General features: G+C 72.5%; 21 protein-coding genes and 1 pseudogene. 10 read left to right on the top strand and 12 right to left on the bottom strand.

Annotated elements, in window-relative coordinates; genetic code table 11:
- Window positions 1-20: 20 nt before the first annotated feature.
- The 6 genes from AC07FV_RS23570 (at window position 21) to AC07FV_RS23545 (ending at window position 5,625) form a co-directional block, all read left to right on the top strand.
- Window positions 21-854: a glutamate ABC transporter substrate-binding protein gene (locus tag AC07FV_RS23570; protein WP_479089283.1), complete on the top strand. Its 834-nt coding sequence runs from the start codon at window positions 21-23 to the stop codon at window positions 852-854.
- A gap of 84 nt (window positions 855-938) precedes the next feature.
- Window positions 939-1,604 carry an amino acid ABC transporter permease gene (locus tag AC07FV_RS23565; RefSeq protein ID WP_383645287.1) on the top strand — a complete coding sequence of 222 codons (666 nt, stop codon included), beginning with the start codon at window positions 939-941 and terminating at the stop codon, window positions 1,602-1,604.
- Window positions 1,601-2,497 carry an amino acid ABC transporter permease gene (locus tag AC07FV_RS23560; RefSeq protein ID WP_384700613.1) on the top strand — a complete coding sequence of 299 codons (897 nt, stop codon included), beginning with the start codon at window positions 1,601-1,603 and terminating at the stop codon, window positions 2,495-2,497. The genes AC07FV_RS23565 and AC07FV_RS23560 overlap by 4 nt, the downstream gene beginning before the upstream one ends.
- Before the next feature lie 175 nt (window positions 2,498-2,672).
- A complete protein-coding gene (locus AC07FV_RS23555; RefSeq protein ID WP_479089282.1) occupies window positions 2,673-4,289 on the top strand; it encodes an FAD-dependent monooxygenase in 1,617 nt (538 codons plus the stop codon).
- Window positions 4,290-4,597: 308 nt separating this feature from the next.
- Window positions 4,598-5,236: a cupin domain-containing protein gene (locus tag AC07FV_RS23550; protein ID WP_479089281.1), complete on the top strand. Its 639-nt coding sequence runs from the start codon at window positions 4,598-4,600 to the stop codon at window positions 5,234-5,236.
- Window positions 5,233-5,625 carry a rhodanese-like domain-containing protein gene (locus AC07FV_RS23545; RefSeq protein WP_479089280.1) on the top strand — a complete coding sequence of 131 codons (393 nt, stop codon included), beginning with the start codon at window positions 5,233-5,235 and terminating at the stop codon, window positions 5,623-5,625. The genes AC07FV_RS23550 and AC07FV_RS23545 overlap by 4 nt, the downstream gene beginning before the upstream one ends.
- Before the next feature lie 722 nt (window positions 5,626-6,347).
- On the opposite strand, the gene recX is transcribed toward AC07FV_RS23545, so the two are convergent.
- Complete coding sequence (recX, locus tag AC07FV_RS23540; RefSeq protein ID WP_479089279.1) at window positions 6,348-7,241, bottom strand: recombination regulator RecX; 894 nt, start codon at window positions 7,239-7,241, stop codon at window positions 6,348-6,350.
- Between the two features lie 3 nt (window positions 7,242-7,244).
- A complete protein-coding gene (recA, locus tag AC07FV_RS23535; protein WP_384700601.1) occupies window positions 7,245-8,363 on the bottom strand; it encodes a recombinase RecA in 1,119 nt (372 codons plus the stop codon).
- Between the two features lie 278 nt (window positions 8,364-8,641).
- Between recA and AC07FV_RS23530 the strand changes: the two are divergent.
- Window positions 8,642-8,839: pseudogene (locus AC07FV_RS23530) on the top strand (DUF2191 domain-containing protein); the annotation flags it as partial.
- 22 nt (window positions 8,840-8,861) lie between these two features.
- Here the strand turns inward: AC07FV_RS23530 and AC07FV_RS23525 are convergent.
- Both AC07FV_RS23525 and AC07FV_RS23520 read right to left on the bottom strand, forming a co-directional pair.
- Window positions 8,862-10,157 carry an AI-2E family transporter gene (locus tag AC07FV_RS23525; protein WP_479089278.1) on the bottom strand — a complete coding sequence of 432 codons (1,296 nt, stop codon included), beginning with the start codon at window positions 10,155-10,157 and terminating at the stop codon, window positions 8,862-8,864.
- A 60-nt stretch (window positions 10,158-10,217) separates the two neighbouring features.
- A complete protein-coding gene (locus AC07FV_RS23520; RefSeq protein ID WP_361014821.1) occupies window positions 10,218-10,412 on the bottom strand; it encodes a DUF3046 domain-containing protein in 195 nt (64 codons plus the stop codon).
- An 80-nt stretch (window positions 10,413-10,492) separates the two neighbouring features.
- Between AC07FV_RS23520 and AC07FV_RS23515 the strand changes: the two genes are divergently transcribed.
- Window positions 10,493-11,446: a hypothetical protein gene (locus AC07FV_RS23515; RefSeq protein ID WP_479089277.1), complete on the top strand. Its 954-nt coding sequence runs from the start codon at window positions 10,493-10,495 to the stop codon at window positions 11,444-11,446.
- A 6-nt stretch (window positions 11,447-11,452) separates the two neighbouring features.
- Here the strand turns inward: AC07FV_RS23515 and AC07FV_RS23510 are convergent, their stop codons facing one another.
- From AC07FV_RS23510 to AC07FV_RS23500, 3 genes are read right to left on the bottom strand one after another with little or no spacing between them, the layout of a single operon-like run.
- On the bottom strand, window positions 11,453-11,761 hold the full coding sequence (locus AC07FV_RS23510) for an AzlD domain-containing protein (RefSeq protein WP_479025151.1): 309 nt from the start codon (window positions 11,759-11,761) through the stop codon (window positions 11,453-11,455).
- Complete coding sequence (locus AC07FV_RS23505) at window positions 11,758-12,504, bottom strand: AzlC family ABC transporter permease (RefSeq protein WP_479089276.1); 747 nt, start codon at window positions 12,502-12,504, stop codon at window positions 11,758-11,760. Before AC07FV_RS23505 ends, AC07FV_RS23510 begins: the two co-directional genes overlap by 4 nt.
- Complete coding sequence (locus AC07FV_RS23500; protein ID WP_479089275.1) at window positions 12,501-13,367, bottom strand: AraC family transcriptional regulator; 867 nt, start codon at window positions 13,365-13,367, stop codon at window positions 12,501-12,503. The genes AC07FV_RS23505 and AC07FV_RS23500 overlap by 4 nt, the downstream gene beginning before the upstream one ends.
- Before the next feature lie 183 nt (window positions 13,368-13,550).
- On the opposite strand from AC07FV_RS23500, the gene AC07FV_RS23495 reads away from it, so the two are divergent.
- A complete protein-coding gene (locus AC07FV_RS23495) occupies window positions 13,551-18,650 on the top strand; it encodes an ATP-dependent helicase (protein ID WP_479089274.1) in 5,100 nt (1,699 codons plus the stop codon).
- Between the two features lie 18 nt (window positions 18,651-18,668).
- Window positions 18,669-19,508 (top strand): Fpg/Nei family DNA glycosylase, encoded by an 840-nt coding sequence (locus tag AC07FV_RS23490; RefSeq protein ID WP_479089273.1) that lies wholly within the window; start codon window positions 18,669-18,671, stop codon window positions 19,506-19,508.
- A 110-nt stretch (window positions 19,509-19,618) separates the two neighbouring features.
- On the opposite strand, the gene AC07FV_RS23485 is transcribed toward AC07FV_RS23490, so the two are convergent.
- The 5 genes from AC07FV_RS23485 to AC07FV_RS23465 all read right to left on the bottom strand — a co-directional run bounded on the left by AC07FV_RS23485 (window position 19,619) and on the right by AC07FV_RS23465 (window position 21,950).
- Entirely contained in the window at window positions 19,619-20,104 is a 486-nt protein-coding gene (locus AC07FV_RS23485; RefSeq protein WP_479089272.1) for an SRPBCC family protein, read from the bottom strand.
- Window positions 20,104-20,445, bottom strand: coding sequence for an ArsR/SmtB family transcription factor (locus AC07FV_RS23480; protein ID WP_479089271.1), 342 nt, complete (start codon window positions 20,443-20,445; stop codon window positions 20,104-20,106). Before AC07FV_RS23480 ends, AC07FV_RS23485 begins: the two co-directional genes overlap by 1 nt.
- 111 nt (window positions 20,446-20,556) lie before the next feature.
- A complete protein-coding gene (locus AC07FV_RS23475) occupies window positions 20,557-20,853 on the bottom strand; it encodes a hypothetical protein (protein ID WP_479089270.1) in 297 nt (98 codons plus the stop codon).
- 7 nt (window positions 20,854-20,860) lie between these two features.
- A complete protein-coding gene (locus AC07FV_RS23470; protein ID WP_479089269.1) occupies window positions 20,861-21,331 on the bottom strand; it encodes a Dps family protein in 471 nt (156 codons plus the stop codon).
- Window positions 21,332-21,569: 238 nt separating this feature from the next.
- Window positions 21,570-21,950 (bottom strand): helix-turn-helix domain-containing protein, encoded by a 381-nt coding sequence (locus AC07FV_RS23465; protein WP_053137999.1) that lies wholly within the window; start codon window positions 21,948-21,950, stop codon window positions 21,570-21,572.
- Window positions 21,951-22,053: the final 103 nt, after the last annotated feature.

Here is a 22,053-nt window from a genome sequence, read left to right as displayed (position 1 = left end):
ACAGTCAAAGGATGTTCACCATGAAGCTCCGCAAGGTCTCCGCCGCCTCGGCCACCGTGCTCGCGCTCGCCCTGACCGCCACCGCGTGCGGCGGCGACGACAAGGACGGCGGCTCCTCCGGTGGTGACAAGAAGATCACCATCGGCATCAAGTTCGACCAGCCGGGCCTCGGCCAGAAGACCCCCGACGGCTACGCGGGCTTCGACGTGGACGTCGCCACGTACGTCGCCAAGAAGCTCGGCTACTCCGAGGACCAGATCGAGTGGAAGGAGTCGAAGAGCGCCGACCGCGAGACCATGCTCCAGCGCGGTGACGTCGACTTCATCGCCGCCACGTACTCGATCACCCCGGAGCGCCAGGAGAAGGTCGACTTCGCCGGCCCGTACCTCCTCGCCCACCAGGACGTGCTGATCCGTGCCGACGACGACAAGATCAAGACGCCGGAGGACCTGAACTCCGCGAAGCTCTGCTCGGTCACCGGCTCGACCTCCGCGCAGAACGTCAAGGACAAGCTGGCGCCCAAGGCCCAGCTCCAGCCGTACCCGACGTACTCCGCCTGCCTGCCCGGCCTCCAGAACGGCGCCATCGACGCGCTGACCACCGACGACTCGATCCTCGCCGGTTACGCCGCCCAGTCGCAGTTCAAGGGCAAGTTCAAGCTCGGCGGCTTCAAGCTGACGAACGAGAACTACGGCATCGGCGTCAAGAAGGGCAGCGACCTCAAGGACAAGATCAACACCGCCCTCGAGGAGATGGTCTCCGACAAGTCCTGGGACAAGGCCGTCGAGGACAACTTCGGCCCGGCCAACTACCAGAACGAGCCGGCGCCCAAGATCGGCGACATCAAGAGCTGAGGCAGCGCCTGACAGAGTGCGCCGCCCTCCGGAAGGGGCGGCGCACTGGGGCGGGCATCCCTACACGCGGAAGCGCGGGAGATCGTGTTCGACTTTCTTAAGGATTACGACCTGCTGGGAGCCTTCTGGACGACGGTGCAGCTCGCTGTGCTGTCGGCCGTCGGCTCCCTGATCTGGGGCACCGCACTGGCGGCCATGCGGGTCGGCCCGGTGCCGCTGATGCGCGGCTTCGGAACCGCCTACGTGAACATCGTGCGGAACATTCCGCTCACCGTCATCATCCTGTTCACGTCGCTGGGCCTGAACCAGACCCTGGGAGTGTCCCTCGGCGCGAACGATGTCGAGACGATCAACTTCCGGCTCGCCGTCCTCGGCCTGATCCTCTACACCTCGTCGTTCGTCTGCGAGGCGCTGCGCTCCGGCATCAACACGGTGCCGGTCGGCCAGGCGGAGGCGGCCCGCGCGATCGGCCTCAGCTTCGGTCAGGTGCTCAGCCTGGTCGTGCTGCCGCAGGCCTTCCGCTCGTCCGTCGTCCCGATGGCGAACGTGCTGATCGCGCTGATCAAGAACACCACGGTGGCCGCCGCGATCGGCGTGGCCGAGTCGGCGCTCCTGATGAAGGAGATGATCGAGAACGAGGCACAGCTGCTGCTGATCTCCGCGGTCATCGCCTTCTGTTTCGTGGTTCTGACGCTGCCGACCGGCCTGATCCTCGGCTGGGTGGGCAAGAAGGTGGCGGTGAAGCGATGAGTTCCGTTCTGTACGACGCCCAGGGCCCCCGGGCCAAGCGGCGCAACATCGTCTTCACGGCGGTCTTCGTGGTGGCCCTCGCGGCCCTGCTCTGGTGGGTGTTCGGCACCCTCAAGGACAAGGGCCAGCTGGAATGGGCCCTGTGGGAGCCGTTCTTCTCCGGTACCGAGGCGTGGTCCACGTACATCTGGCCGGGTCTGGAGAACACCCTCAAGGCCGCGGCGCTCGCGGTGGTCATCGCGCTGCCGCTGGGTGCGGTCCTCGGCATCGCACGCCTGTCGGACCACGTGTGGGTGCGGGTCCCGGCCGCGATCGTGGTCGAGTTCTTCCGGTCCATCCCGGTGCTGGTCCTGATGATCTTCGGGCTCGCCCTGTTCGCCGAGTACACCAACGTCAGCTCGGACGACCGTCCGCTGTACGCGGTGGTCACCGGCCTGGTGCTGTACAACGCCTCGGTCCTCGCGGAGATCGTCCGGGCGGGCATCCTGGCCCTGCCCAAGGGCCAGTCCGAGGCCGCGATGGCGATCGGCCTGCGCAAGGGCCAGGTGATGCGGACCATCCTGCTGCCGCAGGCGGTCACCACGATGCTGCCGGCCATCGTCAGCCAGCTCGTCGTGATCCTGAAGGACACCGCGCTCGGCGGCGCCGTCCTCACCTTCCCCGAGCTGCTCGCCTCGGCCAACACGATGAGCGGCTACTACGGTGCCAACGTCATCGCCAGCTTCACCGTGGTCGCCGTGATCTACATCGCGCTCAACTTCGCGCTCACCACCTTCGCGAGCTGGCTGGAGCGCAGGCTGCGGCGGGCCAAGAAGTCGACCGGAGCGGTGCTCAAGGCGGACGACGCCGGGATGGCCGGCACGGGCGCGACCGGCGCGGGCGGCGCGGCCTGACAATCGGTCAGTTCATATGACCATCATGGAGGCAGTGGCGTGATCGCCACTGCCTCCGTCGCTTGACGCAAGCAGCGGCAATAGGTTGCATACGTTCTGTGACCGTGCACCCTGCCCCAATGTCCTGCTCACCCACGTCCCCCGGGACACCGTCACGGGCAGGGGGCGCCGCGCCGTGGACCCGGTGATCATCACCGGAGCGGGGCCCGTCGGGCTCACGCTCGCCCTGGCGCTGGCGCGGCAGGAGGTGCCCAGTGTCGTCCTCGACGAAGGTCCGGGCAAGGACGAGCCCCGCCCCTCGCGCACGGTCGTGCTGCGCGAGGACACCGTCGCCCTCGTCGAGCGGCTGACCGGCACGCCCCTGGCGGGGCTGGGTTCCCGTTGGGCCGGATGGCGGTCGATGCGGCGCAAGCAGGTGATCCGCCAGGTCGAGTTCGGCGAGGCCGACCCGGCGCCGCTGCACATCGCCCAGCACGAGCTGACCGGCGTCCTGCGCACCGCGATCGCCCGCGAGCCGCTCGTCGAGACGGCGGTGGACAGCCGACTCGACACCGTCGAGCAGGAGACCTCGGGCGTCACCGCCCACACCCGCGGCCCCGGCGGTACCTGGTGGCGCGGCAGTTACCTGGTCGGCTGCGACGGCGCACGCTCGACCGTGCGCAAGCTCCAGGACATCCGGTTCCCCGGCCGCACGGCGGTGGAACGATACGCCGTCGCCGCGCTGCGCACCGAACTGCCGTGGTCCGATGAGGCCGTGCTCCACCGCATGCCGCCGTGGCGCACCTCCGGTCCGTCGGCCGGCGAGATCGTCGCCCGCCCGCTGCCGGACGGCGTGTGGCGCCTGGACTGGCTGCTGCCCCCCGGAAAGGACCTCGTCACCCCGGAACTCCTGGTGAACCGGGTCCGCGAGACCCTCACCGGCTGGGCCGAGGGAACGACCCCGTCCTACGAACTCCTCGACACCGGCGTCCACACGGTCCACCACCGGTTGGCCCGCCGCTGGCGGGTGGGGCGCGTGCTCCTCGCCGGGGACGCGGCGCACCTGCTGGGCACCCTGGGCACGCAGGGCTTCGAGGAGGGGCTGCGGGACGCCGACAACCTCGCCTGGAAGCTCGCCCTGGCCTGGCACCACGGGCAGCACGAGGCCCTGCTCGACAGTTACCAGGAGGAGCGGCGCACCGCGATCGCCGCGCGGCTGCGCGCCGCCGACCAGGTGCTTCCGCTGCTGCGCGGCGGCGGTGGCCTGCGCTCCTACGTCCCCGGCTCGGCCCGCGGCAACGACGTGCTGCTCGCGGACGGTCACCTGGGGCGCGGAGCGCTCGGGACGCCGGGGACGTACGCCGAGTCGCCGCTGGCGCCTGCCGGGCTCGCCGGGGAAGTGGCCGTCGGCACCCCGCCCGGGGAGCCCGTCACCGATGTGCGGGTCACGGCGGAGGACGGCACCTTCGTGCGGCTGCGCGACCGGCTGGGGCGCGGGGCTCTGCTGGTGCTGCTGATCGCGCCGGGTACGGGGGTGTGGGACCGCAAGCACTGGGTGACCGCCGGGATCATGCCCCGGCTGGCGGCTGCGGTGACGGCCCTGCCGTGCCGGGCCGAGCTGCTGGTGACCGAGGCCTACCCGGGCGCCGCGGCGCACACGGTGCTGTTGGTGCGGCCCGACGGACATCTGGTCACGGCGCTGGGCGGGGTGCGGCCGGCCGACCTGTACGCGGCGGCGGAGGCGGTGCTCGGCGGGGCGCCGACGGCTGCGCAGGAGGCGGCGGAGGCGGGCGCGGGGACCGGGCCACGCTGACCGGGGCCTCGCTTCGCAGGTCTTCGACTGTCGGCGGTCGTGCCGTCGGCATTCGTGCCGTCGGCATTCGTGCCGTCGGCATTCGTACCGGCGCCGGTCGTGCTGTCGGCACGGGTATCCGCCGCCAGGTACCCGTGCCCCTCCGGGAGGTGACTGCATCGGTCGGTCACTGCCGTCGGTCACTGCCGTCGGTCACTGTCCGTATGGTGACGGTGAGTTGACCGGTCGAATCCGCCATGGTCTACTCCGGATCGTGACCGACACCTATGTGCGCCTGTGGCGGAGGGTCCATATGGACCTCGTCCGCTATGCGGGCTGCGTGTGTCGCCCGTCCTGCTGACTTCGCACTACGTTCCCCGCGCGCGCCGCTCCGGCGGACCGCCGCGCGCTCCCTTTGCGAAACCTCCAGGACGGTACCCGTGTCTGTCTCCTCACCCGCCCCTGTGTCCGCATCCGCTCCCACCCAGGCCGAACTCCTCGCTTTCGCACGGCGCACGGCCGCCGACGCGGACCTGATCGACTCCCTGCCCCTCGACCCCGAGGGCCGCACCTGGGTGCGGCTGGCCGGACCGGGCGGCAGCGAGGCCTGGCTGATCGGCTGGCCGCCCGGCACGGGCACCGGCTGGCACGACCACGCAGAGTCCGTCGGCGCCTTCGTGACCGCCGCGGGCGAACTCACGGAGCACGCCCTCGCCGCCCGCCTCCCCTCCGACGGCTGGAAGACCCTGGAACTTACCGACGGTGTGGACCGGGAGCGTCGGCTGTCGGCCGGAGAAGGGCGTGCCTTCGGCCGGCACCACGTGCACGAGGTGCTCAACGAGTCGCCCGACCGGCACGCGGTCTCCGTGCACGCCTACTACCCGCCCCTGCCGCAGATCCGCCGTTACAGCCGCAGCGGGCAGACCCTGCGGCTGGAGCAGGTCGAGCGCCCGGAGGACTGGCAGTGAGCGAGCCGACCGGAATCGACACACTGCTGGAGCGGGTGCGCAGCGGCTACCGCCGGATCGAGCCGGACGCCGCGCACGAGGCCTCCGAGGCGGGTACGGCGCTGCTGGTGGACATCCGGTACGCAGCCCTGCGCGATCGGGACGGCGTGATTCCCGGCGCCCTGGTGATCGAGCGCAACGAGCTGGAGTGGCGCCTCGATCCGCAGGGCAGCCACCGTCTCCCCGAGGCCACGGGCCATGACCTGCGCGTGGTCGTGGTGTGCAACGAGGGCTACGCCTCCAGCCTGGCGGCGGAGTCCCTGCACCGCCTGGGTCTGTACCGGGCCACCGATCTGATCGGCGGGTTCCAGGCCTGGCGGGCGGCCGGACTGCCGGTGACCGCTGCTTGACCGGGCTGTCCCGGTCCGGAGGCCGGCGGCGCGTGCGCCGACCCCTTGGAGCCGGCCCGGGACGCCGACCCGCGTCCCGCCCGGACCGTGAAGCCACCCCAGGCTCCGCCCGGACGGGGCACCGGCCCAACCTCTGTCCGGACCGGGCACTGGCCCGGGCTCCGTCCGGACCGGGCACCGACCCAGGCTCCGTCCGGACCGGGCACCGACCCAGGCTCCACCCTGACCGGGGCGTCGCCCCGGGTCCCGCCCGGACCGGGCACCGACTCAAGCCCCGCCCCGACCGGGACACCGACTCGGGTCCGAACCGGCCCTGGTCCACGCGTCGCCCGGCCCGTCGCGGTCCCGATCTGCGCGTCACCCGGTCCCCACGCAACCTCGTCCTGCGCCTTGCCCGGGCCGGATCGACCCGTGCCGCGTCCTCCTACAGGCGCAGCCCCGTACACCCGTGCCGCGTCCTCCGTCCAAGCGGAGCCCCCTACACCCGTGCCGCGTCACGGTAGGCGCAGCCCCACGCACCGTGCCGCATGCCGATCCAGGCGCGGCCTCGTAGACCGTGCCGCGTGCCGGCGCGGACTCGTCCTCGGGTCCACAGCGCAGTCCGGTCCACCCCCTGCCCCTCTGCCCGCGTCACACGCCACTGCGGCGTGAGCGGTCGAAGCGTGCGCCGGCCCTGCGCGACGTCGATCGCCAGCCGGCCGCGCCCCAGCGGGCGTCGGGGATCAGATCCCCTCCTCACCGAGGAAGTCCGTGTCCTCGCCCTCCTCCTCCAGCGCCTGGCGGACCACCCGGAGGGCCATGCCTTCGGGGTAGCCCTTACGTGCCAGCATGCCCGCGAGGCGACGCAGCCTCTTGTCGCGGTCGAGGCCACGGGTGGCGCGCAGCTTCCGGTCGACCAGGTCCCGCGCCGTCTCCTCCTCCTGTTCGGAGTCCAGCTGGGAGACCGCCGCGTCGATGAGTGTGGGTTCGACACCCTTGGTGCGCAGTTCTCTGGCGAGCGCGCGGCGGGCCAGCCCGCGCCCGTGGTGCCGGGACTCCACCCAGGCGTCGGCGAAGGCGCCGTCGTTGATCAGCCCGACCTCCTCGAACCGGGACAGCACCTCCTCTGCGGCCTCGTCGGGGATCTCCCGTTTACGCAGAGCGTCGGCGAGTTGCTTACGCGTGCGCGGGGTCCCGGTGAGCAGGCGCAGGCAGATCGCCCGTGCCTGCTCGACCGGGTCCCGCGGAGGCTCCCCCTGCTCGGCCCTCGACGAGAAGACGTCACCTCCGTCCTCGGCGGACGACTCCGCCCGCTCGCGCCGTCGGCGCCCCCGCCCGCCGCGACGCGCCCCGCCGTCACCGCGGCGCGTCGGGCCGCCGTCGGGCGAACCGGCGTCGTGCATCTCCCCCGTGGCGTACCGGCCCCCGGCGTCGTCCGTGCCCCTCTCGCCGGTCGGCGCGAAAGGGTCGACCCGGTCATCCGCGGCGGCGGACAGGCCCGTCCCGTACGGGGCCGCAGCCACCCCGTACGCGCCGTCGTCCGCCCCGGAGCCGCGGCCGCCCGGTCTCCTCCGCTCACCCTCCCGCGTGGCGGCATCCGGAACGGCGTACTCGGCCCAGTCGGTTCGTCGTGTCACGGGTCAGCTCTTGGCTGCCGCGGCCTTGGCCTTGGTGACCTTGGCGGTCGCGGGCGCGGGCACCGCCGGTGCGGATTCGGCCGTCGCGGCGGCCGGTCCGGACTCGGTGGCCGTCGGCTCCTCGGGACGGACTCCGACGCCCAGCTTCTCCTTGATCTTCCTCTCGATCTCGTTGGCGAGGTCGGGGTTGTCCTTCAGGAAGTTGCGCGCGTTCTCCTTGCCCTGGCCGAGCTGGTCGCCCTCGTACGTGTACCAGGCACCGGCCTTGCGGACGAAGCCGTGCTCCACGCCCATGTCGATCAGGCCGCCCTCGCGGCTGATGCCCTGGCCGTAGAGGATGTCGAACTCGGCCTGCTTGAAGGGCGGCGCGACCTTGTTCTTGACGACCTTGACGCGGGTGCGGTTGCCGACCGCGTCGGTACCGTCCTTGAGCGTCTCGATGCGTCGGATGTCGAGTCGCACCGAGGCGTAGAACTTGAGCGCCCGGCCACCGGTCGTGGTCTCCGGGGAGCCGAACATGACGCCGATCTTCTCGCGGAGCTGGTTGATGAAGATCGCGGTGGTCTTGGACTGGTTGAGCGCACTGGTGATCTTCCGGAGCGCCTGGCTCATCAGCCGGGCCTGGAGACCGACGTGGCTGTCGCCCATCTCGCCCTCGATCTCCGCGCGCGGGACGAGCGCGGCGACGGAGTCGATGACGATGAGGTCGAGGGCACCGGAGCGGACCAGCATGTCCACGATCTCCAGGGCCTGCTCACCGTTGTCCGGCTGGGACAGGATCAGGTTGTCGATGTCGACGCCGAGCTTCTGCGCGTACTCGGGGTCGAGGGCGTGCTCCGCGTCCACGAACGCCACCTGGCCGCCGGCCTTCTGCGCGTTCGCCACGGCGTGCAGGGTCAGGGTCGTCTTGCCGGAGGACTCCGGACCGTAGACCTCGATGACACGGCCGCGCGGCAGCCCGCCGACGCCGAGGGCCACGTCGAGCGCGGTCGACCCGGTCGGGATGACCTCGATGGGCTCCTTCGACCGGTCGCCCATGCGCATGACCGCGCCCTTGCCGAACTGCCGTTCAATCTGTGCGAGTGCGGCATCGAGAGCCTTCTCGCGGTCGGTTCCTGCCATGGGTTCCACCCGGTTTGCTTGATTCGATCGCTTCACGTCAAAGACGCTAATGCCTGCCACTGACAATCCGCCCTGATGCGGGTCCGGCCTGTGGATAACTCGGGCACTTATCCGCCCGAACCCAGTCGAATCGCCCGTCACGAGCCTCGCCAGAGCCTCCATGAGAATGGATGTTCGATTTTTGTGTCAAGCGCACCACGCGGCCCTTCCGAGCGTACGTCCGCCCGGCAGGTGACCGGGTGGCCGGAGTGCGGAGGCGACGTGAGGAGGGGGTCACCATGGCCAAGGTCAACGTCGGTCTCGACGCCGAACTGGTGGTGGAGGTGATGGTCCTGGCCGGTATCGGCTCACCCCAGGACGCCGTCGAGGCGGTGGTACGGGACTACGTCGCCCGCGGACATCGCACGGAGACCCGCACCGAATCCGAGGACCGGAACCTGCGGGAGGTCGACGCCGAGCCGCAGGAGCCGCAGGGCCGACCCGTTCATCCGGCCGGCTTCACGTGTCGGCGCGGCCCTGACGGGAACCGGAATCGTCGTCTCCCGCCCCGCCCGTTCCAGGACTCCCGGCTTCCGGGCGCCGGGCCCACAGCTTCCGCAGCCGCGTCGGGCCCCCGGGCACCGAGCGGCGGACCCGGCGCCCGTGGACACGCGGGTCGTCCGTGACGTCGTAGCGCTTCACGTAGGCCCCGAGGAACGCCTGCAGCGTGGCGATCGCCGGGATGGCGATCAGCGCGCCCACCGCACCGAGCAGGGCGGTGCCCGCGATGACGGAGCCGAAGGCGACCGCGGGGTGGATGTCCACGGTCTTGGAGGTGAGCTTGGGCTGGAGCACGTAGTTCTCGAACTGCTGGTAGATCACGACGAAGATCAGCACCCACAGCGCGTACCAGGGGTTCACCGTGAAGGCGATCAGCATGGGCAGGGCGCCCGCGAGATAGGTGCCGATGGTGGGGATGAACTGCGACACCAGGCCCACCCACACGGCGAGTGCGGGGGCGTAGGGCACCTCCAGAACCTCCAGGAGGACGTAGTGCGCCATTCCCGAGATCAGCGCCATCAGACCCCGGGAGTACAGATAGCCGCCGGTCTTGTCGACGGCGATCTCCCAGGCGCGCAAGACCTCGGCCTGCCGGGCGGGCGGCAGGATCGAGCAGAGCCCGCGCCGCAGCCGGGGACCGTCGGCGGCGAAGTAGAACGAGAACAGCAGGACCGTCAGCAGTTGGAAGAGTCCGCCGAGGACCTGAGCCGACACGTCCAGGACGCCCGTGGCGCTGTTCTGCACGTAGTTGCGCAGCCAGTCGGAGCGGAGCAGGCCCTCCTGGATGTCGACCCGCCGCAGCTCCGTGTGGAAGTGGCCGTTGATCCAGTTGATGACGGAGTCGAGGTAGTCCGGGAAGTCCTCGACCATCTTGACGATCTGGCCCGCCAGCATCGAACCGAGCAGTGTGACGAACCCCGCGGCGGCGACCAGCACGGCGAGGAAGACGAGGAAGGTGGCCAGCCCGCGGCGGAGTCCGCGTCCGGCCATCCAGCTCACCGCGGGTTCGATGGCGAGGGCCAGGAAGAACGCGATGAGGATGTTGATCAGCAGACCGGTGAGCTGGTGGAAGGCCCAGCTGCCCAGCTGGAAGACGGCGATGAGCGTGAGGGCCAGCACCATGGCCCGCGGCAGCCAGCGCGGCATGCGGGCGCCCGGCCCTGCGGTGCCGCCGGCCGGGGGCCCGGAGGGCGGCGTCGTGCCGGTCGGGGATGCGTGCCGGGTCGCCTGCCCGGTCTCGTCAGTGGGTGCCACGGAGCAAGTCTCGCCCACGCCGGCGGCGGCGGAGGCCAGTCCGGCGGTCTTCGTGACCGGTCAGCGATGTTCCCGGGGCACGTTCATGACGGTGCAGACCACCTGCCACACGTCCTTGGCGTCCCAGCCGGCGTCCAGCGCCTCGTGCACCGTACGCCCGCCCAGCTCCGACATCACGTGATCGTGCGCGAAGGTGTCGGCGTAGCCCGGACCGAAGTGATCCGTCATCCGCTCCCAGAAGACCGTCAACCGCATGACTCCAGTATCCCGCCCCTGAGGGTGGGCCCTGGGTCGGGACCACATGCCGGTACCGCTTTCCGCCCTACGGTCTGACCATGGCCGAAAACGGAGCTTCCCCACTCCCCCCGTCGCCCCCGACCTCCATGACGCGCTCCCCGCTCGCGCGCGCGGAGCACTTCGTCTGGCTCACCGCGCGCGTGCTGGAGCAGCGCCTCTTCGCCTTCCACTTCCGCGGCGGCGGCGCCGACCCGGTGGAGACCGCGCTGGACGCCTACCGCAACGAGGACGGTGGATACGCCCACGCGCTGGAACCCGACCTGCGCGGCCCGGTCAGCCAGCCGCTGCACACCGCCCACGCCCTGCGTGTCCTGGACGCCGTGGGACGCTGCGGCGGACAGCGCGTGGAACGGATGTGCCGCTATCTCACGTCCGTGTCCACGTCGGACGGTGCCCTGCCGGCGATCCGTCCCAGCCAGCGCGGGTACCCCACCGCGCCCTTCGTTCCGGTCGTCGACGACCCGCCCGGCGAGCTTCTCGCCACCGGTCCGGTGGTCGGTCTGCTGCACCGCAACGAGGTCTGGCACGCCTGGCTCTTCCGGGCCACGGACTTCTGCTGGCGGGCGGTCGAGTCGCTGACGACCTCGCACCCGTACGAGGTCGAGGCCGCCGTGGCCTTCCTGGACGCCGCCCCCGACCGCCCCCGCGCACAGGCGGCGGCCGACCGGCTGGGCCGCCTGGTGCGCGAGCAGCGCCTCGCGGCGCTGGACCCGGACGACCTCGACGCCTACCCGGTGTCCCCCGGCTATGCCCCGGGCGAGCACCACTTCCCCCACGACTACGCGAGGCATCCGCGCTCCCTCGCGCGCGCGTGGTTCACGGACGACGAGATGACCCGCTCCCTCGACTCCCTCGCGGCGGCGCAGGACGAGGACGGAGGCTGGCCCGTCCGCTGGCGCCGCTGGGCGCCCGCCCCCGCCCTGGAAGCCCGCCCGGGGGTGACGCTGGAGGCCCTGCGCACGCTCCGGGCGTACGGCCGCTCCCTCGGCTGACCCGGTTCAGCCGCCCATGGCGCGTACGCCCGCGGTCACCACGACGGCCGCCGCGACGACGAGCAGGAACGGTGCGCGCAGCACCAGGGCGACGGCGGCCGCGGCGACCCCCGCGGCCCGGGCGTCCAGCACGAGCGCCTGCCCGTCGGCGAAGGTCTGCTGGGCGGTGAGCGCGGCGAGGAGAGCAACGGGGAGCAGGGCGGCCAGGCGCCGCACCAGGGGCCGCTCCATGGCGCCCGCGGGCACCAGCAGGCCCAGCAGCTTGACGGCGTAGCAGCCCACCGCCGTCGCCCCGATGGCGATCCAGACGTTCACCGCTCGCCCTCCCGCGGGGCGCCCTCTGCGGCGTGACCCGCGCGGCGACCGCGCGCCCACAGCACGACCGGTGCCGCCGACGCGGCCACCAGGACGGGCACGCCCGCGGGCAGCACGGGAAGCAGACCGAGCCCCAGGAGGACGGCGAGCGCCGCGACCGCACGCTCGGTGGTGGTGGTGAGCATCGGCGCCAGCAGGGCGAGGAAGACCGCGGGGCCGGCGGCGTCGAGTCCCCAGGCGTCGGTGTCCCCGATGGCCTCCGCCCCCAGCGCGCCGAGCAGCGTGGTCAGGTTCCACAGGAGGTACAGGGTGAGCCCGGTGACGGTGAACCCGATCCGGGCGCCGCGCCGCGAGGGCTGGGCGAGGGCCACGGCCGTGGTCTCGTCGATGACCCACTGCGCGGCGAACGGCCGCACCGCGCGCGGGAGGGCCAGCACCTGCGACAGCCGCAGTCCGTAGAAGGCGTTGCGCACGCCCAGGAAGAAGGCTCCCGCCGCGGCGGTCAGCGGGTTGCCGCCGGCCGCGAGGGCCCCCACGAGGGCGAACTGGGACGCTCCGGTGAACACCAGGAGGCTGAGCGCGCAGGTCTGCGGCAGTGTGAGTCCGCTGCCTGCCGAGGTCACCCCGAAGGCGAACCCGGACAACCCGACGGCGACTCCCACCCCCAGGGCGTCCCGTACGACGGCGGCGTCCGGTCTGGCTTCGGCGGCACGCGTGCCGGGATCGGCTGTCTGTTCTGTCACGCCCCGCACGGTAGGAGAGGCCGCCACCGCGCGTCTTGTACGTTCTTGCGTTCGCGTTGGTACGCCCCGGGAGGCACGCCCACGATGCGCGTGAAGTGCCGGTTCAGATGAGGCTGGTCGGTGAACCCCACGGCGACGGCGGCCTCGGCCGGGCTCGTCCCGGCGTCCAGCAGTCGCCGTGCCCGGCGCACACGGGCGTCGGTCAGCCAGGCGTGGGGCGGCATGCCGTAGGTGGCCCGGAAGGCGCGCAGCAGCGCGAAAGGGCTGGTCTCCAGCTCTCCGGCGAGGCGCTCCAGGCTCGGCGGGTCGGCCATCCGCTCCTCCAGCGCGGCACGCGCGCGTGCCGCACTCCTGGACCCTGCCGTCCGCACCTGCCGCCGCGGGAGCGGGCCGCCGTTCAACCGCAGCAGCCGGGTCACGGCCACCCGCAGCAGCGTGTCGGCGGCCAGCGCGTTCCCCTCGTCGGCGGCCCGCAGCACGCGGTGCACCAGCTCGACGGCGTACGGGTCGTCGAGCACCGGCCGCACGAAGCCGGGCGTCCCGCGCAGCGTGGTCGTCTCCGCCGCGATCCCGGCCACGAGTTCGGGCGCCGGGTAGACGGCACCGTAGCGCCATCCCTCCGGCCCTCCGGCCCGCCCCGTGTGCGGGGTGTCCGGGTTGACCAGGGCGAGTGATCCCGCTCCGGCGTACTGATCGCTGCCGCCGTGGTGGAAGACGTCCACTCCGTCGGCGATGGCGGCGATGACGAAGTGCTCGTGGGTGTGGCGTACGAAGGTCTTCCGTATGTACCGGGCCCGCAGCAGGTCGACGTGGGGCAGCTCCGCATACCGCCAGTGCCGTGCCCGCTCACCCGATCCCGCCATGTGTCCATTCTCCGTCACCGGGCGCGGCCACCGGCCTCCGCCGGGCGCCCCCACCCCCTCCCCACCCGGGCCGTGCCGCTGCCCTGCCTGCCGTCGTGATCGGCCCGGACCAGCCGGATCACCCGGATCGGCCGGATCACCCGGATCGGGCCGATTGTCAGTGCCCGGGTGCACGATGGATCCATGGTCAGCTCCGCGCACCGAGCCCTGGACGGCTTCTCCCCCGCGACCCGCGGTTGGTTCACGGGTGCCTTCTCCGCGCCCACCGCAGCCCAGGCGGGCACGTGGAAGGCGATCTCGCAGGGCTCGGACGTCCTGGTGGTCGCCCCGACCGGCTCCGGCAAGACGCTGGCCGCCTTCCTCGCCGCCCTGGACCAGCTGGCCTCGACGCCCCCACCGGCCGACCCCAAGAAGCGCTGCCGCGTCCTGTACGTCTCGCCGCTGAAGGCGTTGGCCGTCGACGTCGAGCGCAATCTCCGCAGCCCCCTGACCGGCATCCGCCAGGAATCCGTCCGGCTGGGCCTGCCCGAGCCCGAGGTCAGGGTCGGCATCCGCTCGGGTGACACCCCGGCCGCCGAGCGCCGCGCCCTGTCCACCCGCCCGCCGGACATCCTGATCACCACGCCGGAGTCCCTGTTCCTCATGCTGACGTCGGCCACGCGCGAAGCGCTGACCGGCATCGAGACGGTGATCCTGGACGAGGTGCACGCGGTCGCGGGCACCAAGCGCGGCGCCCACCTCGCGCTCACCCTGGAGCGGCTGGACGAGCTGCTGCCGAAGCCCGCCCGGCGCATCGGTCTGTCGGCGACGGTCCGGCCGGTGGACGAGGTCGCACGCTTCCTCGCCCCGCGCGGCAAGGTGGAGATCGTCCAGCCGGCCTCGGGCAAGGAGTTCGACCTCTCCGTGGTGGTCCCGGTGGAGGACCTGGCCGAGCTGGGCGGGTCCCCGGTCGCCGACGGAAACGAGGGCGCCGAGCGACCGTCCATCTGGCCGCACGTCGAGGAGCGGATCACCGACCTCGTCCAGTCGCACCGCTCCACCATCGTCTTCGCCAATTCCCGGCGCCTCGCCGAGCGCCTCTGCAACCGGCTCAACGAGATCGCGTACGAGCGTGCGACCGGCGAGTCCCTGGAGGAGCACCACTCGCCCGCCGAACTCATGGGCGGCTCGGGAGCCGCCCAGGGCGCCCCCTCGGTGATCGCCCGCGCCCACCACGGATCGGTCTCCAAGGAGCAGCGTGCCCTGGTCGAGGAGGACCTGAAGGCGGGCCGCCTCCCCGCGGTCGTCGCCACCTCCAGTCTCGAGCTGGGCATCGACATGGGCGCCGTCGACCTCGTCATCCAGGTCGAGTCGCCCCCCTCCGTCGCCTCCGGCCTCCAGCGCGTCGGCCGCGCGGGACACCAGGTCGGCGCCGTGTCCACGGGCGTCGTGTTCCCCAAGTACCGCGGCGACCTGGTGCAGGCCGCCGTGGTCACCGAGCGGATGCGCAGCGGTGCCATCGAAGCCCTCAGGGTCCCCGCCAACCCGCTGGACGTCCTGGCCCAGCAGCTCGTGGCGATGACCGCGCTGGACTCCTGGCAGGTCGACGACCTGCTCGCCACCGTCCGCCGCGCCGCCCCGTTCGCCTCACTGCCGGAATCCGCCTTCACCGCCGTCCTGGACATGCTCGCGGGCCGCTATCCCTCCGACGCCTTCGCCGAGCTGCGCCCGCGCGTGGTGTGGGACCGGGTCACCGGCACCGTCACGGGCCGCCCGGGCGCGCAGCGCCTCGCCGTCACCTCGGGCGGCACCATCCCCGACCGCGGGCTCTTCGGGGTCTTCCTCGCCGGCGCCGACCCGAAGAAGGGCGGCGGCCGGGTCGGCGAGCTCGACGAGGAGATGGTCTACGAGTCACGCGTGGGTGACGTCTTCACCCTCGGCACCAGCTCCTGGCGCATCGAGGACATCACGCGCGACCGCGTCCTGGTCTCCCCCGCACCAGGGGTGCCGGGGCGCCTGCCGTTCTGGAAGGGCGACCAGCTGGGCCGCCCGCTGGAGCTGGGCCGGGCTCTGGGCGCGTTCCTGCGCGAGGTCGGCTCGCTCACCGAGGAGGACGCGCGGCTCCGCCTGGTCACCGCGGGCCTGGACGCCTGGGCCGCGGACAACGTGTTGGCGTACCTCCACGAGCAGCGCGAGGCCTGCGGCCACATCCCCGACGACCGCACCATCGTCGTGGAGCGCTTCCGGGACGAGCTGGGCGACTGGCGGGTCGTGGTCCACTCCCCCTTCGGTGCCCAGGTCCACGCCCCCTGGGCTCTCGCTCTCGGCGCCAGGCTCACCGAGCGGTACGGGATGGACGCCCAGGTCATGCACGCCGACGACGGGATCGTGCTGCGCCTGCCGGACGCCGACCTGATGAGCCTGGACCTGCTCGACGGGGAGCCGGCGAAACCCGGTCTCGAGTACGACGCCGAGCAGGCGCCCGTCGGCGCGGGCGACGTGGTCTTCGACAAGGGCGAGGTCGACCGGGTCGTCACCGACCAGGTGGGGGGCTCGGCCCTGTTCGCGTCCCGCTTCCGCGAGTGCGCCGCCCGCGCCCTGCTGCTGCCGCGCCGCAGCCCCGGCAAGCGGACCCCGCTGTGGCAGCAGCGCCAGCGCGCCGCGCAGTTGCTGGAGGTCGCGAGCGAGTACGGCTCGTTCCCGATCGTCCTGGAGGCGGTCCGCGAGTGCCTCCAGGACGTCTTCGACGTCCCCGGCCTGGTGGAGCTGATGGGCGACCTGGAGTCCCGCAAGGTGCGCCTGGTCGAGGTCACCACGCCCGAGCCGTCCCCGTTCGCCCGCTCCCTGCTCTTCGGATACGTCGCCCAGTTCCTGTACGAGGGCGACTCGCCGCTCGCCGAGCGCCGTGCCGCCGCCCTCTCCCTGGACTCACGGCTGCTCGCCGAGCTGCTCGGCCAGGCGGAGCTGCGCGAGCTGCTCGACGCGGAGGTGCTCACCGAGCTGGAACGCGAGCTTCAGTGGCTCACCGAGGACCGCCGCGCCAAGGACTCGGAAAGCGTCGCGGACCTGCTGCGCCTGCTCGGCCCGCTCACGGACGCCGAACTCACCGAGCGGGGCGCCGAGCCCGCCTGGGCACAGGAGCTGGCCGCCGCCCGCCGGGCGATCCCGGTGCGCATCGCCGGTGCCGACCACTGGGCGGCCATCGAGGACGCCGGCCGGCTGCGCGACGCGCTGGGCACCGCGTTGCCCGTCGGCGTACCCGAGGCCTTCACCGAGCCGGTCAAGGACCCGCTCGGCGACCTGCTCGCCCGGTACGCCCGCACCCACGGCCCCTTCACGTCGGTCACCGCGGCGGCACGCTTCGGGCTGGGCGTCGCGGTGACCGAGGGTGCCCTGCAACGGCTCGCCGCGGCGGGGCGGGTCGTGCAGGGCGAGTTCCATCCGGCCGGGATCGGCCAGGAGTGGTGCGACGCGACGGTGCTGCGCAGGCTGCGGCGCCGCTCGCTGGCCGCGCTGCGCCACGAGCTGGAGCCGGTGCCGCCGGCCGCGCTCGGCCAGTTCCTGCCCCAGTGGCAGCACATCGGCAAGGGGCACGCCTTGCGCGGGATCGACGGCCTCGTCCGCGCCGTCGAGCAGTTGCAGGGCGCCTCCGTGCCCGCCTCCGCCCTGGAGAAGCTGGTCCTGCCCTCACGCGTGGCGAACTACAGCCCGGCGATGCTGGACGAGCTCACGGCCGCCGGGGAAGTGGTGTGGGCGGGCGCCGGCTCGCTCCCGGGCAAGGACGGCTGGGTGTCGCTCTACCTGGCGGATGCCGCTCCCCTGCTGCTGCCACCCCCGCATCCCCTGGAGACGACCGCCCTCCACGAGTCGGTCCTCAGCAGCCTCTCGGGCGGGTACGGGCTGTTCTTCCGGCAGATCGCCGACCAGGTGCGCGCCACCACCCACCCCGAGGCCACCGATCCCCAGCTGGCCGACGCCCTCTGGGAGCTGTCCTGGTCCGGCCGGCTGACGAACGACACGCTCTCGCCCCTGCGTTCCCTGCTGGGCTCCGGCCGCACCGCCGGGTCCACCGCGCACCGGGCGAAGCGCGGCGTGCCCCGCGGGCGCTACGGCTCGCTGACGGCCGCCGCCCGCACCGCGTCCCGCACCGGCCCGCCGACCGTGGCGGGGCGCTGGTCGCTGCTCCCGGACCGCGAGGCCGACGCCACGGTACGCGCGCATGCCCTGGCCCGTACCCTGCTCGACCGGCACGGCGTGGTGACCCGCGGTGCCGTCGCCGCCGAGGGGGTCGAGGGAGGTTTCTCCGCGGTGTACCGCATCCTGGCCGCCTTCGAGGAGAGCGGGCAGGCCCGGCGCGGGTACGTCGTGGAAGGACTGGGCGCGGCGCAGTTCGCCATGGAGGGCGCCGTCGACCGACTGCGCGCCGTTTCCAACGCCCGGGACCGTGGGGAGAGCCCACCGGGACGGCCCGACTTCGGCGGCGGTCTCCACGACTCCGCCGCTCGGGTCGGACCGGATTGGTCCGGCGGTTCGAGCGAGGCCGACGGGCCCGACGGAGCTGATCGGCGCGACGGGACCGACGGGCCGGGCGGGGCCGACGGGGCGGGTGACCCGGCCATCGGTGACTTCCCCTTCGACGACTTCCCGTCCGGCGGTGACGGCAACGACAGGGGCGCAGGCACCCCGGGCCGTTCCGGCGACGGTTTCCCGTCCGCACAGCACCATCCCTCAGCCCGGGGTGACTACGTCTCCCCTTCGGACTACGCGGAACCGGGTGCCGGCGGACCGCGCGGAGGCGGCGCACAGGGCGGCTTCGGTGGACCTCGGGGAGGCGGCGCACAGGGCGGCTACGGCGGGCCGCGGGGCTCGTTCTCCACCAGCTTCCCCGGCCGCCGCGACCGCCCCTCCAGCGGCCCACGGGCGGTCGTCCTGGCCGCCGCCGATCCGGCGAACGCGTACGGCGCCGCCCTCACCTGGCCCGAGCCTCCGGCCGGCGCCACGCACAAGCCGGGACGCAAGGCCGGGTCGCTGGTGGTGCTCGTCGAGGGTGAACCGGCGCTCTACATGGAGCGCGGCGGCAAGACGCTGCTGCTCTGGCCCTCCGATCCGGACGCCTCGCCCGGCGACGACCTCCGCCTGCGCGCAGCCGCGGAGGCGCTCGGCTCGGCCGCCCGCGCCGGCTCCCTCGGCACGGTGACGGTGGAGCGCGTCAACGGAACGGCGGCTCTGACGTCCCCCTTCGGCCCCCTCCTGGAGGAAGCGGGCTTCATCGCCACCCCGCGCGGACTGCGCATCAGAGCCTGAGCCTGTCACCCTTGACCCATGCCCGAAGGAGACACGGTCTGGCAGGCCGCCCGGCGGTTGCACGAGGCCCTCGCCGGCAAGGTGCTGATCCACAGCGACTTCCGCGTGCCCCGGTACGCCACGGCCGACCTCACCGGTCGCACGGTCCTGGACGTCACCGCGCGCGGAAAACACCTGCTCACCCGGGTCGAGGGAGGCCTGACGGTGCACTCGCACCTGCGGATGGACGGCTCGTGGAAGGTGTTCGCGGCCGGACAGCGCTGGAGCGGCGGCCCGGCGCACCAGATCCGGGTGATCCTCGGCACCGCCGACCGCACCGCCGTCGGCTACCGCCTCCCGGTGCTGGAGCTCCTGCGCACCGCCGACGAGGAGCGTGCCGTCGGTCACCTCGGCCCCGACCTGCTGGGCCCCGACTGGGACCCGGAGCAGGCCCTGGCCAACCTGCGCGCCGACCCGGCCCGTGCGCTCGGTGAGGCCCTGCTCGACCAGCGCAATCTCGCCGGCATCGGCAACGTCTACAAGTGCGAGCTCTGCTTCCTGCTCGGCGTCACGCCCTGGCTCCCCGTCGGGGACCTGCCCCCCGCTCTCGCGGTGAAGGTGCCCGTACTCGCTAAGAAGCTCCTGGAAGCCAACCGCGACCGCCCCGTCCGCCGTACGACGGGCCTGCGCGGTCAGGACCTGTTCGTGTACAGCCGCGCGCCGCGCCCCTGCCTGCGCTGCGGCACATCGATCCGCCTGGCGGACCAGGGAGACGGGTCCCGCGAACGCCCCACGTACTGGTGCCCCACCTGCCAGGCCGGCCCCGCGCCACGCCCTGGCGGCTTCGCGGGTTCCGGGCGGCGGCGCGGGGCGCGCTGACACACCCCACCGGTACCCCCGCCGACCTGTACACCTGGTCGACCTGTACGCCCAGCTCACCTGTACACCCAGCCGACCAGCAGCCTCGGCCGGCACCCACCGGCCCCGGTTCAGCCCGCCAGCAGACCGTCCATCTGGCCGACCGCCTCCCGCAGCCCTTCCTCCATGCCCATCTTCATGAGCTGTTCCATCTGTTCCGTGGTGTCGAAGACCGACCGCATCTCCATCCGGGTGCCGCCGTCGTGCTCGGTGAGCGTCACGCGGGTGGAGGTCGTCGGCATGTCCGCACTCGGCACCCCCTTGGCGTCGGCGAAGCCGTCGGTGAACTCCAGGGACGTCGGTGCGTCCACCGAGGTGATCCGCCACCAGCCCCGGTACTGGTCACCCTCCGGGCCGGTCATGAAGTAGGTGACCTCGCCGCCGGGCGTCAGGTCGTACTCCTCCACCGTGGCCGGGTAGGTCGGCGGACCCCACCAGCGCTCCAGTTGCCGGGGGTCGGACCACAGCTGCCACACCCGAGCGACGGGCGCGGTGAAGTCGGCGATCAGGGTGAGGGTCAGACGGTCCAGATCCTTGTCCAGGCTCGTGACAGTCATCAGTCCTGTCCTTCCGTGGGGTCGGGCACTTCGCGTCCCGCGTCCTCGTCGAGCAGCGCGGACATCCGCTCCACGCGGCCGCGCCAGGCGGTCTCCAGTTCGTCGAGGGCCTGTCGCGCCCGTCGCACGGCATCCGGATCGGTGCGCACGAGTTGCTCCCGTCCGCGACGCCGCTTGACCACCAGGCCGGCCCGCTCCAGCACCGCGACGTGCTTCTGCACCGCGGCGAAACTCATCGGATAGGCCTCGGCCAGGCGCGACACCGAGAGGTCGTCCTGTACGCAGCGACGGACGATGTCGCGGCGCGTGGTGTCCGCCAGGGCGTGGAACAGACGGTCCATGCCCTCGTCGGCTTCCTCAGGAACACTATATACAACCATTTGGTTGTACGTTAGTTCAGGCCGGCCCCGCTGTAAAACGCTCCCGCCACGAGCCACCCGCGCACCCGCGCCTCAGGGCTCCCCACCGAAGCTCGACCGGTCCTGGACCACACCCGCCCCCGACGCCGCCCCGCCTTTCCCCCTGACCGCACGCAGAGCCCCACGCCACCGTCCCTCACCGAGGGCCCCCGCGGCGCGACGCCGGGGCACGCAGTGCACCGGCAGCACACTCAGCCCCCACCCGCCGACCGCGACGGCTCCCTCCAGCACCCCCGCGCCTGGCTCCAGCGCCAGACGCACCACCGCCCACCACCACAGCGCACCGAGACCCAGCGCGGCCACCCAGCGAGCAGCCCGCACCGGCGTCACAACCGCGTCATCCGTTCCCGGCCTGGAACATCCAGTGCTGCTTCTCCAGGTCGGCCGTGATCTGAATGAAGATGTCCTGGCTCACCGGGTCCGGATCCCCGGTCGCGGTGATCCGCTCCCGCATCCGCGAGATGACCGCGCCCAGGGCGTCCACGATCGTCTGGACGGCGGTGGTGTCGTCGACCCAGCCCTCCGGGGTCACGTCGATGCCGCTGCCCACGGCCACGGTCGCGGCCCGTCCGTCCGGGGACACACCGAGCGCCGAGGCGCGTTCCGCCACGGTGTCCGAGTGCGTGCGCGCGGTGTCGACAAGCTCGTCGAGCTGGAGGTGTACGGAGCGGAACCGCGGACCGACCACGTTCCAGTGGATCTGCTTCGCCACCAGCGCCAGGTCCACCAGGTCCACCAGACCACCTTGCAGCGCGTCGGAGACGATCTTCAGGTCGGCGTCGGACAACGGGCTCTTCACGACGTACATGCACACCTCCGTCGGTCGGCCCCCCGGCCATGTCCCTCCACGATGACCGCACGACCAGGGACCGGCAAACCGGGCAGAACCGCGCACGGGCCCCTCACCTGCTCCGGAGCCGCCCGCGCCCACAAGCGAAATACCCCGCACCCACGCGGCTCCCCCACCACGCAAAAACCCCGACCGCACCTCTCCGGTCTCCCGGAGAGACCCCGGCCGGGGCCTCACACGCACACGTTCTCGGCGCTCAGGCGGCGACGACGTCCACCGCCTCCGCGGGCGCCTTGATGGTCACCCGCTCCGGTGGCACACCGGTCACCGACACGGAACCCAGCATCGGGCGCACCGGCGCGGGCACGGTCTCGCTGGACGTGGCGGCAGCGGACTGCGCCAGTTCGGCGAGGGCGAGTTCGTCGCTGACTTCCCGCATGAGCTCGGACATCCGTACGTCCAGCGCGTCGCAGATGGCGGAGAGCAGCTCGGACGACGCCTCCTTCTGCCCCCGCTCCACCTCGGAGAGATAGCCGAGTGAGACTCGGGCGGACGAGGAGACTTCGCGCAGAGTACGGCCCTGGCGTTGGCGCTGCCGACGCAGCACGTCACCCAGCAGGCGACGGAGCAGAATCATCGGTGGCTCCCTCCTCGGACCGTGTAACCGCATCCTTCACGCCCCACCGTACCGCCTCGCGCCGCGGCCGTGCGGGGAGCGATGTCGTGTTCACTCAGGGCTG

It is taken from the genome of Streptomyces sp. NPDC045956 (genome assembly GCF_056430705.1).
Note: the sequence above shows the minus strand (reverse complement) of the source record. Positions and strands in the feature narration are given on the sequence as shown.